This window comes from Kosakonia sp. (assembly GCF_032104925.1).
Taxonomy (GTDB): Bacteria; Pseudomonadota; Gammaproteobacteria; order Enterobacterales; family Enterobacteriaceae; genus Kosakonia.
Genome location: NZ_DAMCGF010000014.1, coordinates 1 through 15,313, shown reverse-complemented (window position 1 = coordinate 15,313; position 15,313 = coordinate 1). Strand labels below are relative to the sequence as shown.

Below are 15,313 nucleotides of genomic sequence, written 5' to 3'. Positions count from 1 at the left end.
TTTCGTCCCCATGACCGTCCTAGAAACCCTGAGGTCGCAGATCGATGAGATACCATGGCAGACCGTCAAACTACTGCCAGCCCCTCCTCTTCTAATGTGACCAGACAGCGGCCCTGGGGCCAACATGTGTGTAATTCGCCCCACTTGTAAACATGACGTTGTTCATTAATTCGGCGTAGTGCAAACCGTTCAACACTGCGTACAGGGCGTAACAAGGCATAGCGCGTTGCACGTGCTTTACCAAATTGCAGCACCTGTGGCTCGGTGGCAACCAGCCGTGAAAACGTGGCCTGACTAATCTTTAATGCCTTACGCAACGCCATCGCGGGCTGGGGCCCTTGTTACAGAAGATCGGTAAGCGAACTCATCAGTGAATAGATTTATGAATAGATACTTGAATAAATTCATAGCTCTATTCCTCTGAATTAAAAGGGAATAATAAAAACTATGGACATTAAAATGAATTGATAAAAAGGGCAGAGAACCTGCCCTTAGAAAAGATGCTTACGCTTTATCGCCCAGCAGGACAGATTCCAGCGCAATTTTGATCATATCGTTGAACGTGGTCTGACGCTCAGCGGAAGTGGTCTGCTCGTGCGTACGAATATGGTCGGAAACGGTGCAGATGGTCAGCGCTTTCGCACCGAATTCCGCCGCTACGCCGTAAATGCCTGCCGCTTCCATTTCCACGCCCAGGATGCCGTATTTTTCCATCACGTCGAACATTTCACCGTCCGGGGAGTAGAACAGATCGGCGGAGAACAGGTTACCCACACGCGCGTCTACGCCCAGTACTTTTGCCGCATCAACCGCGTTACGCACCATATCGAAATCCGCAATCGCTGCGAAATCGTGATCTTTGAAACGCATACGGTTCACTTTAGAGTCGGTGCAGGCACCCATCCCAATCACGATGTCACGCAGTTGCACGTCCATACGCACCGCGCCGCAGGAGCCGACACGAATGATTTTTTTCACGCCGAAATCGGTGATCAGCTCTTTGGTGTAGATGGAGCAGGACGGGATCCCCATACCGTGGCCCATAACAGAAATTTTGCGGCCTTTGTAGGTGCCGGTGTAACCCAACATGCCGCGCACGTTGTTCACTTCGCGGTAGTCTTCGAGGAAAGTTTCCGCAATATGTTTTGCACGCAGCGGGTCGCCCGGCATCAACACTACGTCAGCGAAATCGCCCATTTCGGCATTAATATGTGGGGTAGCCATCGTCAATTCCTTTATGTCGTTGTCGTTGAAACAGAAAGGGCGGGAAGCTCCCGCCCAAAATCATCAGAACATGGCCTTGCCATATTCCATATCAGAGACGCCGAAGTACTTCGCAATCGTCTGACCAATATCCGCAAAGGTGTCACGGTGACCCAGCGAGCCCGGTTTCACTTTCGGGCCGTAGACCAGCACCGGAATATGCTCGCGGGTGTGGTCAGTGCCTTTCCAGGTCGGATCGCAGCCGTGATCGGCGGTAAGGATCAGGATGTCGTCTTCGCCAACCAATTCCATCAGTTCCGGCAGGCGACGGTCAAACAACTCAAGCCCAGCCGCATAACCCGCCACATCGCGACGATGGCCCCATGATGAGTCAAAATCGACGAAGTTAGTAAAGACGATGGTCTTATCACCGGCTTCTTTCATCTCTTTGATGGTGGCGTCAAACAGCGCATCCAGGCCGGTGGCTTTCACTTTTTTGGTGATGCCGCAGTTGGCATAGATATCGGCAATTTTACCGACCGAAACCACGTGGCCATCTTTCTCTTCGACCAGTTTTTGCAGCACGGTGGCTGACGGTGGTTCAACGGCCAGGTCATGGCGGTTACCGGTACGCTGGAAATTACCTGCTTTATCGCCAACAAATGGACGCGCAATCACGCGGCCAATGTTGTAGCCGCCTTCAGTCAGCTCTTCACGCGCGATTTCGCACAGCTCATACAGCTTATCCAGACCAAAGGTCTCTTCGTGGCAGGCAATCTGGAACACCGAATCGGCAGAGGTGTAGAAAATCGGTTTGCCGGTTTTCATGTGCTCTTCACCGAGCTGATCAAGGATCACCGTACCGGACGAGTGGCAGTTGCCAAGATAACCCGGCAGATTAGCGCGTTTCACCAGCTTATCCAGCAGTTCCTGCGGGAAGCTGTTCTCGGTGTCACTAAAGTAGCCCCAGTCGAACAGCACCGGCACACCGGCGATTTCCCAGTGTCCTGACGGCGTATCTTTCCCGGAAGAGAGCTCATGCGCCCATGCGTAAGCACCGGTGATTTCCGCGTTAGTATCCATCCCGGCAGGAATAAAACCTGTTGCGCCTTCGTGCGCCTTCGCCAGACCCAGACGGGTCAGATTGGGTAAATTCAGCGGGCCTTTGCGCCCGGTGTCGGCTTCACCTTTCGCGCAAACTTCAGCGATGTGACCGAGGGTATCGGAACCCACGTCGCCAAAGCGCTCCGCGTCTTCGGTCGCACCGATGCCGAAAGAGTCCAGCACCATAATAAATGCACGTTTCATATGTTCTCCGTACCTTGTGCTTTGTAAAAAAGCGATCAGATCAGTATACCGCTATTCAGTAATGCGGCGATAGACCGTCGGTGTCTCTTTTGGTGCGCTGTCGCCCATCGCAATGGCCGCTTTCACCGCCTGCGCAGCCTCTTGCCAGCTGGCTTCGTCTTTAGCGTGGATAACCGCCAGCGGGCGCTGACCATCAACGCGTTCGCCCAGACGCACCATCTCGGTAAAGCCCACGCTGTAATCAATAGTGTCCGACGCCTGGCGACGACCACCGCCCATCGACACCACCGCCATGCCCAGCGCGCGCGTATCCATCGCCGTGATAAAGCCTTCATCATCGGCGTATACCGCTTTACTCAGCGTCGCGGTAGGCAGGTATTTGGCGTAGTTTTCCACAAAATCGTGCGGCCCTTTTTGCGCCGCAACCATACGACCAAAAACCTCAGCCGCTTTACCGTTATCCAGCACCGCTTGCAGCTTCGCTCGCGCGTCGGCGTCATCTTTCGCCAGTTTGCCGGAGATCAGCATCTCCACGCACAGCGCCATGGTGACGTCAAACAAGCGCGGATTGCGGTATTCACCAGTGAGGAACTGCACCGCTTCGCGCACTTCCACTGCGTTGCCCGCGCTTGAAGCCAGCACCTGGTTCATATCGGTCAGCAGTGCGGTAGTCCGCACGCCCGCGCCGTTGGCAACGCCAACAATCGCTTCCGCCAGTTGTTCAGAGAGGGCGTAAGTCGGCATAAATGCCCCGCTACCCACTTTGACGTCCATCACCAGTGCATCAAGCCCCTCGGCCAGTTTTTTGGCGAGGATAGAAGCGGTGATTAACGGAATAGAGTCCACCGTCGCGGTGATATCGCGGGTGGCGTAGAAACGTTTATCCGCCGGAGCCAGCGAATTGGTCTGGCCGATAATCGCCACACCAACATCCTTAATAATCTCGCGAAAACGGTTATCTTCCGGGAAGATATCAAACCCCGGGATCGCTTCCAGTTTGTCGAGCGTGCCGCCAGTATGGCCAAGGCCACGCCCGGAAATCATCGGAATATAGCCGCCGCAGGCCGCCACCATCGGGCCAAGCATCAACGAGGTGACATCGCCCACGCCGCCGGTCGAGTGTTTGTCCACCACCGGGCCGTTAAGATCGAGCGGTTTCCAGTCCAGCACGGTGCCTGAATCTCGCATCGCCATGGTCAGCGAAACACGCTCCGGCATCGTCATGTCGTGGAAGAAAATGGTCATTGCCAGAGCAGCAATCTGCCCTTCAGAAACGGCGTTATCGCGTATTCCGTTGATAAAGAAACGGATTTCTTCATCACTCAGCGCGAGACCATCGCGTTTTTTTCGAATAATTTCTTGAGCGAGAAACAAGGTAACCCCCTGAGGAATAAAGCCGGAAAATCCATTGAGGCCGGGTAACAATGCGCTACCCGGCAATGACAAATTAATAGCTGCTTGCGCTCTTACCGTCGCCGTGGCCCAGCGCTTTCAGCAGGCTTGCCAGCAGGCTGGAGGCGCCAAAACGGTAATGACGGGCATCGGCCCAATCGGCACCAAACAGGTCGTCAGCAATGGCGAGATACTGCTGCGCATCTTCCGCGCTACGTACGCCACCAGCCGGTTTAAAACCAACGGTTTTCTCAACGCCCATATCGCGAATCACTTCCATCATGATACGTGCGCTTTCCGGGGTCGCGTTTACCGGCACTTTACCGGTCGACGTTTTAATGAAATCTGCACCGGCTTTAATGGCGATTTCAGACGCTTTACGGATCAATGCTTCCGTTTTCAGCTCACCGGTTTCAATAATCACTTTCAGCAGCACGTTCGCCGCCGCGCAAGCCTCTTTACAGGCTTTCACCAGATCGAAACCTACCTGCTCGTTACCGGCGATCAGCGCACGGTACGGGAACACCACATCAACTTCATCAGCACCGTAAGCAATGGCGGCGCGCGTTTCAGCCAGCGCGATGTCGATATCGTCGTTACCATGCGGGAAGTTGGTCACGGTTGCGATACGCACATCCGGCGTACCTTGCGCGTTCAGGGTTTTGCGCGCAATCGGGATAAAACGCGGGTAGATACAGATGGCGGCGGTGTTGCCCACCGGGGTTTTTGCCTGATGACACAGGGCGATGACTTTCTCGTTGGTGTCATCATCATTCAGGGTGGTCAGGTCCATCAGTTTCAGCGCACGCAGGCTGCTTGCCGTTAAATCACTCATAATTCTCTCCGACGGCGTAATGCCGGTTTTCTGTTCGGGTTTGTTAGTATTTTAACATCAACCCACATTCACACTTCGACACCCATCACAGTTAATGAAAGTTAAATTCACGTTTGCAAAACCATAATGGGACATTGATCAAACTTTTAAATTCACATCACTAATGATTGCGCTGACAGGGGACGGGATCAAAAGCGACAAACAGCTGGCTCCGTACACTCATCGCCATCACTCAAGGAAATAAGAGGAACGCTGATGTCCCCGTCTGTTGATCCTTTATTGCTGTCACGCTGCCAGCAGATTGTTACCAGCCCAACACTCACACCGGAACAAAAACGCCACTTCCTGGCGCTGGAAGCGGAAAACGCCCTGCCCTATCCGGCGTTGCCGCAAGCGGCACGCGCAGCACTTGATGAGGGCGCCATCTGCGATATGTTTGAAGGGCACGCCCCTTACAAACCGCGTTATGTGCTGCCAGATTACGCTAAATTTCTTGCTAACGGTTCCGCCTGGCTGGAGCTGGAAGGGGCAAAAGATCTTGATGACGCCCTCTCGTTGCTGACGATCCTCTACCACCATGTTCCATCAGTGACATCAATGCCTGTTTATCTCGGCCAGCTTGATGTCCTGCTACAACCATATGTGAGAATTCTAACACAACAGGAGATCGATATCCGCATAAAACGTTTCTGGCGCTACCTCGACAGAACGCTGCCAGACGCCTTTATGCATGCCAATATTGGCCCATTCGACACTCCGGTTACGCGTGCTATTTTACGCGCCGATGCAGAGCTGAAGCAGGTTGCGCCAAACTTAACCTTTATCTATGACCCGGATATTACGCCGGATGATCTGCTACTGGAGGTGGCGCGTAATATCTGCGAGTGCAGCAAACCGCACATCGCCAACGGCCCGGTGCATGATAATATTTTCACAAAAGGCGGTTATGGCATTGTGAGTTGCTATAACTCTCTGCCGCTGGGCGGCGGCGGCAGTACGCTGGTACGCCTCAATCTGAAAGCGATCGCGGAACGCAGCGCGTCGCTGGAGGATTTTTTCACCCATCAATTGCCACACTATTGCCAGCAGCAAATGGCAATTATTGATGCCCGCTGCGATTTTCTGTATCAGCAATCCGGCTTCTTTGAGCATAGCTTCCTTGTGCAGGAAGGGCTGATTTCTGCCGACCGTTTTGTGCCCATGTTTGGTATGTATGGGCTGGCCGAAGCGGTCAATACGCTTTGTGAAAAAGCCGGTCTCGCCGCACGCTACGGCAAAGATGAACAAGCCAACGCACTTGGTTATCGCATCAGTGAACAACTGGCGAGCTTTGTGGCAAACACGCCGGTAAAACACGGCTGGCGGCAGCGCGCCATGCTCCATGCGCAATCGGGTATTAGCTCCGACACCGACACCACGCCAGGCGCGCGGCTGCCTTATGGCGACGAGCCGGATCCGATTACCCATCTGCTCGCCGTCGCACCGCATCATGCGTGGTATCAGGCCGGGATCAGCGATATTTTGACCCTCGATGAAACGGTGAAACGCAACCCGCAAGCCGTTGTCCAGCTCTGCCTTGGTGCGTTTAAAGCTGGCATGCGCGAGTTCACCGCTAACGTAGCCGGTAACGATCTGGTTCGCGTCACCGGTTACATGGTGCGCCTGTCAGATCTCAGGAAATTCCGTGCCGAAGGCTCACGCACCAATACCACCTGGCTGGGTGAAGAGGCAGCGCGTAACACGCATATTCTGGAACGACAACCCCGCGTGGTCAGCCATGAACAGCAGATGCGCTTTCGTCAGTAAAATCCTCCCTTTCTCCTGCGTGGACGGGCCAGGCAGCCGGGTGGCACTGTTTTTACAGGGCTGCAATATGCGCTGTAAAAACTGCCATAACCCGTGGACCATTGGCCACTGCAACCACTGCGGCGATTGTGTCGCAGGTTGCCCACAGCACGCGCTCTCCATAAATGGAGGGCAAGTGGAATGGAACGCTGCGCGTTGCGAGCAGTGCGACACTTGCCTGCGCATGTGCCCGCAGCACGCCACGCCGATGGCGCAGAGCATGACGGTTGAACAGGTTGTGGCGCAGATTCGCAAAGTGGCGCTGTTTATTGAAGGCATCACCGTCAGCGGCGGCGAAGCAACGCTGCAATTGCCCTTTTTGCATGCGCTGTTCTCCGCATTACGCGATGACGCACAACTGCGTCATCTGAATTGTCTGGTGGACAGTAACGGGTTACTCAGCGAAACCGGCTGGCGCAAGCTGTTGCCGGTCTGCGACGGCGCGATGATCGATCTCAAAGCCTGGGGCAATGCGCGGCACCGTTTTCTCACCGGACGGGATAACGTGCAGGTGAAAGCCAGCCTGCGGTTACTGGCAGCAGAGAAGAAATTAGCGGAGCTGCGCCTGCTGGTGATCCCGGAACAGAACGATTATCTGGTACATATCGATGCGCTGGCCGCCTTTATTCATCAACTCGGCGAGGTGCCAGTGCGGCTTAATGCCTTTCATGCGCATGGCGTGTACGGTGAGGCGCAGACCTGGCGTAGCGCTACGCCGGAGGATGTGGAGCCGCTGGCGCAGGCGCTACTGGAGCGCGGCGTGAAAACCGTGCTGCGCCCGGCGCTATATCTGTAGCGCAAAGAGCCGCTGCGTGTTTTCCAGCAGTGCGTGTGCGATGACATCCGGCGCTTCGCGGCGTAGCTCGCACAACGTATCGAACACCTGCGCGGCACGCTCTGGCCGATTGGGCTGGCCCTGAAAACCATTGAGCGGCATGTCCGGCGCATCCGTTTCCAGCAGTAATGCAGAAAGCGGCAACTGCGCCATTACGTCACGGGTTTTACTGGCGCGCGGGTAGGTAATGGTGCCGCCCACGCCGATGTAATAGCCCAGTTCAACAAAGCGCTGCGCCTGTTGCAGGCTACCGGCGAAACCATGCACCACGCCACGGCGAGGTAAATCATGTTTTTTTAAATGCATCGCCAGTTTGTCATGCGTGCGGCGTGAATGGAGGATCACCGGCAGATCAAAGCGTTTTGCCAATTTTAGTTGCGCGTCTAACACCTGCTGCTGGCGCTCAAACTGCGGATCGTCGCGGTAAAGATCGAGGCCAATTTCCCCTATCGCCACCACTTTCTCGGGCTTTGCCGCGAGCATCTGTTCAAGCCGTTGCAGGCTTTCCTCGCTGTGCTCTTCAATCACAATCGGGTGTAGCCCCAGCGCGGCATAGAGTGCGGTATGCTGGCGTGCTAAGTGGCAAACGCGATCAAAATAACGGGCGGCGATCGCCGGAACAATAATGCGCTCCACGCCGGCGTCGCCCGCACGGGCGATACTCGCTGTTTCATCGCCGGCAAACGGCGGGAAATCGAAATGACAGTGGGTATCGGTAAAGCGGAAACTCACGCCGTATCCTCTTTATTGATGGGTAAATCGTTGGCCTGCACGACGCTGACCAGCGGCGTATCCAGCGCGTCGTTGGCCACCGCAGCCGGTGGAACAACACGCGTCGCAGGCGCGATAACTGGCGAGTGGCGCACCAGCGGCGGGGTTTCCGCCAGCAATTTGCCCACCGTCGCCAGGAAATAGCGCCCGCATAAACGCCCGATTTTATAATCCTCGCGCAGCGCCGGTAAACGGCTACCCAGCGCCATGCTCTTCAACAACTTAGGTGGATAAATTTCAAAAATACGCAGTTTACCCGGCGGTGCTTCGATAAAGCGTTGGATCGCCAGGTAACTTTTCTCATGGTGCTGCACCAGATTGATTAAGGATTGCAGGCTGCTCTCTCCCAGCCAGCGTTCCATCCGTTTGAACCACTGGGGCGTATAGTACATCTGTGACGGTACGGTACGGATCACCACAATCGTGTTCGCGCCGCGTTTTGCCGCCTCCTGCACCGGAATGGCATCGCTGACACCGCCGTCGAGATAATTAATGCCATCAAGCATCACGCCCGGACGATAAAAGCCGGGGATCGCGCTGGAAGCACGAATCAAATCGAGCCATGTCTGATGAGTAGGGGAGAAATAGGCTGCGGAGTAATCATCCTGCCGACAGGCGCACATGTAAAACTCTTTGCCCGCATCGAAAATCCGCGCGGCGTAGTCCATGGCCAGCGGCATCTGGCTTGAGGTCGATTCAACCAGCCAGTCGAGATCGATAAGGTTGCCGCCGCGCACAAAGCGCACCGGATTGAAAAATTCCCGCGACGTGGTGTAGCGCATGATCACTTTGCGTGCGTAGCCAGGTTGATTGCAGACATAAGCGGAAAGGTTTTGCGCACCTGCAGAGCTGCCGAAATAGAGATCGAAAGGGTTAAATTCCGCACGCATAAACTCGTCCAGAACGCCAGCGGTAAAAATACCTCGCTGTCCACCGCCCTCGCATACGAGCGCGAGCCGACCCGGACGAAAGGGTTTTAACGCCAGTGGCGCGATGTTGCCGAGCGTAACGGGAATATGCTGGCCCACTCTGCTTTCCTTAATTGATACGCTGAATATCTCAAAGTAGCGCACTTTTCCCGCAGCCGAAACAGCAAAGCCAGTCACAAGGACTGGCTTTAATGTAACCGAAATTTAAGCGTGTAATACGCTATGGACGCCGACGACCCATAAACAGGCTGACGAGGAACAGGATAATACCGACGATAAAGACAATTTTCGCGGCCCCTGCTGCCGTACCCGCAAGACCACCAAAGCCCAGTGCGGCGGCAATTAACGCGATAACCAGAAATATAATGCCCCAACGAAACATAAAACTCTCCTTTACCATAGTTAATTTCAACCGCTTAAGATGAGCGCTCAGGATGCCCACCGGCGATGTTTTTCCTGGTACGTGCTTGTCATACCCGGCTTGCACCGGGTAGTGACGTTTTCAGGATTAGTTACTTCACTTTGAGATCGTTCTTCACGCTTTTAACGCCGTCGATTGCTTTGGCGATACTTTCAGCGCGTTCACTTTGTGCCTGTGAATCTACGGTACCGGACAACTGCACCACGCCATCGGTGGTTTCAACCTTCACCTTACGGGAAGGGACAACATCGTCGGCCAGCAGTTTTGCTTTGATTTCACTGGTGGTAGCGGTATCACCCGCATAACCTTTCATGGTCTTGTTTTTGCCGTCACGCACATGCAGCTTATCGCTCACAGAAGCCACGCCCTCGACGCCTTTTGCGACGGAGACGGCTTTTTCTGCCTGCGCCTGGCTTTCAACGAAGCCGCTCAGCGTGACCACTTTTTTGTCCGTTTTAACGGAGATGTCCGTACTTTTAATGTCTTCATGATCCACCAGCGCCGCTTTGACTTTCGCGGTGATGGTGCTGTCATCCATGAAACCACCGACTTTATTCATTGAGCTATCGATTGATTCCCCTGCACTGGAAGCAGCATTTTGCGCTTTGTCGGTGGTAGTCTCCGCAGCGAATGCGGAACCACTTGCCAGAACAGAGCCCAGCATTACGGCCAGCAGAGTTTTGGAAATAGTCAGTTTTTTCATAGTCATCGATGTTCTTCCTGTTGGTTTGCCCACTATTTGGGCCACAAGCAGCAACGTGTGCCGCTCTACTGCTGTGGTGAAAACCACCCAATTCAGCAACTGATGGCGCGTTTACAATCCTGTCGCACATCGTGCTAAAGCAGTTGTTAATATTCCTTTGTGAAGAAATGAGTGGATAAAAGACTCTACTTCACGCATTGAACAGGACTTTTATCCACCCGATTTGTCATCACTTTGTTAAATATAGATCACAATCGACAAAAATCATGGCCGGGTGGGTAAAAAACGAACAAATGGAGGCGAAATGACGGGTTTTAAGAACAATCCGCAAGGGGCTAATTAGACAGGAGAAGTGACAGAGCACGGCGTCTACCGTGCTCTGCAGAAGGATTAGTGCTCGCGAGTTTTGTGGAAAGTCACTTCCGGATAGCGTTCCTGTGTCAGATTCAGGTTTACCATCGTTGGGGCGATGTAGGTCAGGTTATCACCGCCATCGAGCGCAAGCTGGATTTCGTTCTTGCGTTTGAATTCCTCGAATTTCTTCACGTCAGTGCTTTCAACCCAGCGTGCTGTCGCCACGTTCACAGACTCGTACACCGCTTCCACGTTGTATTCGCTCTTCAGACGGGAAACCACCACGTCAAACTGCAGCACACCCACCGCGCCGACAATCAGATCGTTGTTGGCGATAGGACGGAACACCTGCACCGCGCCCTCTTCTGAAAGCTGAACCAGACCTTTGAGTAACTGTTTCTGCTTCAGCGGGTCACGCAGGCGAATACGGCGGAACAGCTCCGGTGCGAAGTTCGGAATACCGGTGAACTTCATCATTTCGCCCTGGGTGAAGGTGTCACCAATCTGGATCGTCCCGTGGTTATGCAGACCAATAATGTCACCCGGGTAGGCTTCTTCTACATGCGAGCGATCGCCAGCCATAAAGGTCAGGGCATCCGAGATAATCACATCTTTGCCGGTGCGCACCTGGCGCAGCTTCATGCCCTTTTCATAACGGCCAGAAACCACGCGCATAAACGCCACGCGGTCGCGGTGTTTCGGGTCCATGTTGGCCTGAATTTTAAAGACAAAGCCGGTGAATTTGTCATCATCTGCTTTCACTTCGCGGGTGTCGGTTTTACGTGGCATTGGCGCAGGCGCCCATTCCACCAGACCATCCAGCATATGATCGACGCCGAAGTTACCCAGTGCGGTACCAAAGAAGACCGGCGTGATTTCGCCGCTCAGGAACAGCTCTTTATCGAACTCGTTCGATGCGCCCTGCACCAGCTCCAGCTCATCGCGCAGCTGCTGTGCCAGATCTTCGCCCACGGCTTTATCCAGATCCGGGTTGTTCAGACCTTTAACGATGCGCACTTCCTGGATGGTGTGGCCCTGCCCTGTCTGATACAGGTAGGTTTCATCTTTATAAAGGTGATAAACGCCCTTGAACAACTTACCGCAGCCAATCGGCCAGGTAATCGGCGCACAGGCGATCTTCAGCTCGTTTTCCACTTCATCCAGCAGTTCCATCGGATCGCGGATGTCACGGTCGAGTTTGTTCATAAAGGTCAGGATCGGCGTATCGCGCAGACGGGTGACTTCCATCAGCTTACGGGTCCGATCTTCAACCCCTTTTGCCGCATCGATAACCATCAGGCAGCAGTCCACCGCCGTCAGTGTGCGGTAGGTATCTTCGGAGAAGTCTTCGTGCCCCGGGGTATCCAGCAGATTGACCAGGCTGGTTTTATACGGGAACTGCATCACGGAGGTGGTAATAGAGATACCACGCTGCTTTTCCATCTCCATCCAGTCGGATTTTGCGTGCTGGCTGGAGCCGCGGCCTTTTACCGTACCGGCGGTTTGAATCGCCTGTCCGAACAGCAGCACCTTTTCAGTGATGGTGGTTTTACCGGCATCGGGGTGCGAGATGATAGCGAACGTGCGGCGCTTTGCTACCTCTTGTAAATAAGGAGACAACGTCATAATGAAATCTTCTGTGTAATTGCGCGGCCTGAGGCCTCGCGATGAAATACGAAAAATGCGGCTATTGTACTCAACGGCGGAGTGCAGACAATCAATGTTTACACAGGAGTTGCTCCAGTTCGTTCAGGGACGTGACGGTCCAGGTCGGGTTGATACCTTCAGGCAGCGCGCGATCGTGCGCATTCAACCAGCAGGTCGAAAGCCCGGCGTTAATGCCGCCGAGGATGTCGGATTCCGCCGTATCGCCAACCATCAGCACGCGGGCGCGATCCGGGTTACCTGCTTTTTGCAGCGCGTAATCAAAAATCTTCGCATCGGGCTTCGCCACACCGACTTCTTCGGAAATCACTAATAAATCAAAATAGTCGCGAAGACCGGTACGTTCCAGGCGAATTTGCTGCAAGGCAGTGAAACCATTAGTGATGATGCCGAGTTTCGCTTTGCCTTTCAGGCTGTTCAGTAATGATACTGCGCCTGGCAGTGGTGCGCAGATTTCGGCCATCGCATTCAGAAATGCGTCGTTAAGCGAACCAGCAGGGACGTTCAGGCGTTCAGACCAGCTCTGAAAGCGCTGGGTCTGCAACTGCAATGCGCTGATAGCACCGTTCTGGTAATCCACCCATAGCGGTTTGTTAACAGCTTGATATTCTGCAAAATCCTGATCGGTGAATGTCACGCTATAGTCAAGAAACATCCGTTGTAAGCCGCCAAACGCATCAAAGGTAAACAGCGTTTCGTCAGCATCAAAGAGTATCCAGTCCCATTTCATTACATCACCTTTTTAAATTGCTAAAGCCATCACTATCGCGTCTTCACGCCCATTGGCAGTGGGGTAATAGTTACGGCGAATGGTCGCTTCGTTAAAACCTAAACTTTCGTACAGTGCGATAGCGCCAACGTTAGAAGCGCGGACTTCCAGCCACAGCGTCAGCACGTCGCGAGCTTCCAGTTCATGAATCAGATGTTCCAGCAACTGACGCCCCAACCCTTTACGCTGCCAGGCCGGATCAACGGCGATGTTAAACAGCGTGGCTTCATCAAGCACCACCTGGGTAATGGCAAATGCGGCCATTTCATTCCCGACCATCAACCGGTAGTTGAGATAGCGTTCGCCCTGATTACTGGCCAGCGTTTTTTCGCTCCAGGGGAAGGCATGCGCCCGTGTTTCTATTTGGTATGCGCGGGCTAAATCAGCCGTGCTGAGGGAAGAAATCGTGTTCATGTTCGCAGATTTGTTGCCATAACGCGGCGCGAGCCGCAGGATTTGTGCGTAGCTCATCAACCGACGGCGTCGCAACCTGAGCACCCGCCAGCGCCTGCTGCGCTTCAACACCCAACCACCAGCTGTTGCACTGGCTTTCGGGCGGTAGCATGGCGACACGATCGGGCGTCAACTGGAGGACTTGATCTTCTGTCACGGTTAGCGCACGCAGCACATCGCTGACCAACGGATCGCTCAGCGTCGGCAAAGTTGGTGAAACCATCACCAACCGGATATGCGCGGGCAGCGAAATAGCAATTTCCCCCTGCAGCGCCGCCGGGCGTCGCAAGGTCCACTGGGTAATACCCAGTTGCTGTAATTGCCAGTCGCGTCGGGAAGTCATGGTGAAACACTCCTGTATCAGGCGCGCAAATATAACAAACTCGACGAAATTGCGCCATCAACACGCAGCCAGTAAAGACGCAACGCGTAAGATAACGGGCATACACAAAATCATTCATACTGCGCCGAGGCGGCAAGAATCAGGCTCCCGTGGAGATTAACCGGGGGATGAAGACGCAGCCAACAAAGAGGCAGTTTGAAGGATAACGTGTATAATCGCCGCCTGAATTTAAAGAGGAACCATTCATGTCTGCTTATACCCCGGCAAGTGAAGTCTTGCTGCGCCACAGTGATGATTTCGAACCAAGCCGTATTTTATTTGCCGGCGATTTGCAGGATGACCTGCCCGCTCGCCTGGACACCGCTGAAAGCCGTGCCTGGACGCAACAATTCCATCAATGGCAGACCTTAAGCCCGCAGATGGGTGAACACGCCCGTTATAGCCTGGTCGCCGATAGCGAGACCGTCGGTAACAGCGACACGCTTATTTACTACTGGCCGAAAAATAAACCGGAAGCCCTGTTTCAGTTGATGAACCTGCTGTCGCTACTGCCAGTGGGCAGCGACATTTTTGTGGTGGGCGAAAACCGTAGCGGTGTGCGCAGTGCCGAACAGATGCTGGCTGAGTTTTGTCCGCTGAATAAAGTCGATAGCGCCCGTCGCTGTGGGCTGTACCACGGTCGTCTTGAGAAGCAGCCGCAGTTCGATGCGAACACTTTCTGGGGCGAATACATGCTGGATAACCTGACGATTAAAACCCTGCCGGGTGTATTCAGTCGCGACGGTCTGGATGTCGGTAGCCAGCTTCTGCTGTCGACGCTTACGCCGCATACCAAGGGGAAAGTGTTGGATGTGGGCTGTGGCGCGGGTGTGCTCGCAACGGTCCTGGCCAGCCATTCGCCGAAAGTGCGCCTGACGCTGTGCGATGTTTCCGCTCCGGCAGTAGAAGCAAGCCGCGCAACGCTTGCGGCGAACGGTTTTGAAGGTGACGTTTTCGCCAGCAATGTCTTCTCCGAAGTCACGGGTCGCTTTGACATGATCATCTCCAATCCGCCATTCCATGATGGTTTGCAAACAAGCCAGGAAGCCGCGCAAACGCTGATTCGCGGTGCGGTACGCCATCTGAACAGCGGTGGCGAACTGCGAATTGTTGCGAACGCCTTCCTGCCTTACCCGGATGTGCTGGATCAAACGTTCGGTTTCCATGAAGTCATTGCGCAGACCGGCCGATTCAAAGTGTACCGTACGGTAATGACGCGCCAGGCGTTAAAATAACCCGCAGGCCCGGTGGAATCCTTCATCGGGCAAATTTCACCACCTCGTCACGACGCGCCCATTTTTACAGCGATCAGCCTAAGTCTGTGCAATTAACTATTGACGAAAAGTTGAAAACATCTAGAATGCGCCTCCGTGGTAACGATACTTCAAGAGTATCGATGGTATGCGAAGGTGGCGGAATTGGTAGACGCGCTAGCTTCAGGTGTTAGT

General features: G+C 54.1%; 15 protein-coding genes. 3 read left to right on the top strand and 12 right to left on the bottom strand.

Annotation, left to right across the window (positions count from 1 at the left end):
* Nucleotides 1–504: 504 nt before the first annotated feature.
* From deoD to deoC, 4 genes are all read right to left on the bottom strand, one after another.
* Entirely contained in the window at nt 505–1,224 is a 720-nt protein-coding gene (gene deoD, locus RT644_RS20790) for a purine-nucleoside phosphorylase (RefSeq protein WP_313627927.1), read from the bottom strand.
* A 63-nt stretch (nt 1,225–1,287) separates the two neighbouring features.
* Complete coding sequence (deoB, locus tag RT644_RS20785) at nt 1,288–2,511, bottom strand: phosphopentomutase (RefSeq protein WP_313627925.1); 1,224 nt, start codon at nt 2,509–2,511, stop codon at nt 1,288–1,290.
* A gap of 51 nt (nt 2,512–2,562) precedes the next feature.
* Nucleotides 2,563–3,885: a thymidine phosphorylase gene (gene deoA / locus RT644_RS20780; protein WP_313627924.1), complete on the bottom strand. Its 1,323-nt coding sequence runs from the start codon at nt 3,883–3,885 to the stop codon at nt 2,563–2,565.
* Nucleotides 3,886–3,958: 73 nt separating this feature from the next.
* Entirely contained in the window at nt 3,959–4,738 is a 780-nt protein-coding gene (gene deoC / locus RT644_RS20775) for a deoxyribose-phosphate aldolase (protein ID WP_020456467.1), read from the bottom strand.
* Between the two features lie 255 nt (nt 4,739–4,993).
* Here deoC and RT644_RS20770 point away from each other — a divergent pair, with 255 nt between their 5' ends.
* Nucleotides 4,994–6,544 (top strand): YjjI family glycine radical enzyme, encoded by a 1,551-nt coding sequence (locus RT644_RS20770; protein WP_313627922.1) that lies wholly within the window; start codon nt 4,994–4,996, stop codon nt 6,542–6,544.
* Complete coding sequence (locus tag RT644_RS20765) at nt 6,516–7,379, top strand: YjjW family glycine radical enzyme activase (protein ID WP_313627921.1); 864 nt, start codon at nt 6,516–6,518, stop codon at nt 7,377–7,379. Before RT644_RS20770 ends, RT644_RS20765 begins: the two co-directional genes overlap by 29 nt.
* Here RT644_RS20765 and RT644_RS20760 read toward each other — a convergent pair.
* The 8 genes from RT644_RS20760 to RT644_RS20725 all read right to left on the bottom strand — a co-directional run bounded on the left by RT644_RS20760 (nt 7,368) and on the right by RT644_RS20725 (nt 13,826).
* Complete coding sequence (locus RT644_RS20760) at nt 7,368–8,150, bottom strand: TatD family hydrolase (RefSeq protein ID WP_045510057.1); 783 nt, start codon at nt 8,148–8,150, stop codon at nt 7,368–7,370. The two genes, RT644_RS20765 and RT644_RS20760, sit on opposite strands and share 12 nt — an antisense overlap.
* On the bottom strand, nt 8,147–9,217 hold the full coding sequence (locus RT644_RS20755; protein ID WP_097406938.1) for a patatin family protein: 1,071 nt from the start codon (nt 9,215–9,217) through the stop codon (nt 8,147–8,149). Before RT644_RS20755 ends, RT644_RS20760 begins: the two co-directional genes overlap by 4 nt.
* Before the next feature lie 121 nt (nt 9,218–9,338).
* The gene (locus RT644_RS20750) at nt 9,339–9,500 is read right to left on the bottom strand and encodes a DUF1328 domain-containing protein (protein ID WP_007373037.1); all 162 of its coding nucleotides are present in this window, start codon (nt 9,498–9,500) and stop codon (nt 9,339–9,341) included.
* 130 nt (nt 9,501–9,630) lie between these two features.
* Nucleotides 9,631–10,248, bottom strand: a complete 618-nt coding sequence (osmY, locus tag RT644_RS20745) for a molecular chaperone OsmY (RefSeq protein WP_020456462.1) — start codon at nt 10,246–10,248, stop codon at nt 9,631–9,633.
* Between the two features lie 384 nt (nt 10,249–10,632).
* Nucleotides 10,633–12,222: a peptide chain release factor 3 gene (gene prfC, locus RT644_RS20740; protein WP_020456461.1), complete on the bottom strand. Its 1,590-nt coding sequence runs from the start codon at nt 12,220–12,222 to the stop codon at nt 10,633–10,635.
* Between the two features lie 91 nt (nt 12,223–12,313).
* Nucleotides 12,314–12,991, bottom strand: coding sequence for a pyrimidine 5'-nucleotidase (gene yjjG / locus RT644_RS20735; protein WP_045510062.1), 678 nt, complete (start codon nt 12,989–12,991; stop codon nt 12,314–12,316).
* A gap of 12 nt (nt 12,992–13,003) precedes the next feature.
* Nucleotides 13,004–13,444 carry a ribosomal protein S18-alanine N-acetyltransferase gene (gene rimI / locus RT644_RS20730; RefSeq protein WP_020456459.1) on the bottom strand — a complete coding sequence of 147 codons (441 nt, stop codon included), beginning with the start codon at nt 13,442–13,444 and terminating at the stop codon, nt 13,004–13,006.
* Entirely contained in the window at nt 13,413–13,826 is a 414-nt protein-coding gene (locus RT644_RS20725) for a DNA polymerase III subunit psi (protein WP_045510067.1), read from the bottom strand. Before RT644_RS20725 ends, rimI begins: the two co-directional genes overlap by 32 nt.
* 245 nt (nt 13,827–14,071) lie before the next feature.
* Between RT644_RS20725 and rsmC the strand changes: the two genes are divergently transcribed.
* Nucleotides 14,072–15,100: a 16S rRNA (guanine(1207)-N(2))-methyltransferase RsmC gene (gene rsmC, locus RT644_RS20720; RefSeq protein ID WP_313627920.1), complete on the top strand. Its 1,029-nt coding sequence runs from the start codon at nt 14,072–14,074 to the stop codon at nt 15,098–15,100.
* Nucleotides 15,101–15,313 lie beyond the last annotated feature (213 nt).

Bases quoted from the DNA above. Each gene is read 5' to 3' on its own strand.
- rsmC (WP_313627920.1), top strand. From the start codon at position 14,072: ATGTCTGCTTATACCCCGGCAAGTGAAGTCTTGCTGCGCCACAGTGAT.
- deoB (WP_313627925.1), bottom strand. From the start codon at position 2,511: ATGAAACGTGCATTTATTATGGTGCTGGACTCTTTCGGCATCGGTGCG.
- deoC (WP_020456467.1), bottom strand. From the start codon at position 4,738: ATGAGTGATTTAACGGCAAGCAGCCTGCGTGCGCTGAAACTGATGGAC.
- rimI (WP_020456459.1), bottom strand. From the start codon at position 13,444: ATGAACACGATTTCTTCCCTCAGCACGGCTGATTTAGCCCGCGCATAC.
- RT644_RS20765 (WP_313627921.1), top strand. From the start codon at position 6,516: ATGAACAGCAGATGCGCTTTCGTCAGTAAAATCCTCCCTTTCTCCTGC.
- prfC (WP_020456461.1), bottom strand. From the start codon at position 12,222: ATGACGTTGTCTCCTTATTTACAAGAGGTAGCAAAGCGCCGCACGTTC.
- deoD (WP_313627927.1), bottom strand. From the start codon at position 1,224: ATGGCTACCCCACATATTAATGCCGAAATGGGCGATTTCGCTGACGTA.
- RT644_RS20725 (WP_045510067.1), bottom strand. From the start codon at position 13,826: ATGACTTCCCGACGCGACTGGCAATTACAGCAACTGGGTATTACCCAG.
- RT644_RS20770 (WP_313627922.1), top strand. From the start codon at position 4,994: ATGTCCCCGTCTGTTGATCCTTTATTGCTGTCACGCTGCCAGCAGATT.
- osmY (WP_020456462.1), bottom strand. From the start codon at position 10,248: ATGACTATGAAAAAACTGACTATTTCCAAAACTCTGCTGGCCGTAATG.
- RT644_RS20750 (WP_007373037.1), bottom strand. From the start codon at position 9,500: ATGTTTCGTTGGGGCATTATATTTCTGGTTATCGCGTTAATTGCCGCC.
- yjjG (WP_045510062.1), bottom strand. From the start codon at position 12,991: ATGAAATGGGACTGGATACTCTTTGATGCTGACGAAACGCTGTTTACC.